The following is a 992-nucleotide window of genomic DNA, read 5'->3' as shown; positions in this document are numbered from 1 at the left end:
CCAGATCGGACAGCACCGACCGGAACGCCGGCGTATGCTCGGTGAGGCGGTCGACGGCCTCGTCGGCCGGCACCATCGGGCGCGCGCCGGCGAGGATCTGCAATGTCAGGTGCTCGGGAAAGCAGACGAACCGGGCGTCGCAAGCCGCCGCCGCCCCGACGAAATGCGCGATCCGCGCGAACAGCGCGTCGGGCGTTCCGGCCGCATCCAGCGCCATCTGCACGCTGGCGACACGCAATGTCGATGTCGTCATCGGACCCTCCCGCGAAAAAAGCCGCCGGCGCTTCCGCCGGCGGCCAGGTCATTATTCATGCGGTCGGCGGTCGGGCGTCAGCCGACCGAACCGTAGGGGCATGCATTGTCGCTGCGGAAATCGTGCACGTCGATCTCGCCGGCGATCATCTTGCCACGGGCGTTCTCGATGGCCTGCATCATCGCGTCTGTGATCAGCGATTCATTGTGTTCGTCGATCGCCACGTCGACGCCGTTCTCGGCGACGCCGAGCACCTGCACGCCGGTCGTAAAGTCGCCTTCCATGCCGTCCTTCATCGCCTCCATCACGGCGACGTCGACGCCCTTGAGCATCGAGGTGAGCACCGAGCCGGGCTGCAAATGGTTCTGGTTGGAGTCGACGCCGATCGACAGCTTGCCGGCATCGGCAACCGCCTGAAGCACGCCGATCCCGGTGCCCCCCGCGGCCGCATAGACGACGTCGGCGCCCTGGGCGATCTGTGCGTTGGCGATCTCGCCCCCGCGCACCGGATCGTTCCATGCGGCCGGCGTGTCGCCGGTGTAGTTGACGATCACCTCCGCATCGGGATCGATCGACTTGACGCCACCCATATAACCGCAGGCAAAGGCCGAGATCAGCGGCACGTTCATGCCGCCGACGAAACCGACCGTGCCGGTCTCGGACGCTTTGGCGGCCATGATGCCGGCCAGGTACGAGCCTTCCTGCTCCTTGAACATCACCGAACGCACGTTCGGCTGGT

1 protein-coding gene and 1 pseudogene are annotated in these 992 nt (G+C 66.4%); both read right to left on the bottom strand.

Annotation, left to right across the window (positions count from 1 at the left end; translation table 11 throughout):
* Positions 1 to 253 (bottom strand): annotated as a pseudogene (locus tag AC5E6L_RS14880) (hypothetical protein); the annotation flags it as partial.
* Positions 254 to 330: 77 nt separating this feature from the next.
* Positions 331 to 992, bottom strand: a 662-nt coding sequence (locus AC5E6L_RS14875; RefSeq protein ID WP_491774342.1) for a BMP family lipoprotein, incomplete at its 5' end; no start/stop codon positions are given.

This window comes from Roseitalea sp. (assembly GCF_984466335.1).
Note: the sequence above shows the minus strand (reverse complement) of the source record. Positions and strands in the feature narration are given on the sequence as shown.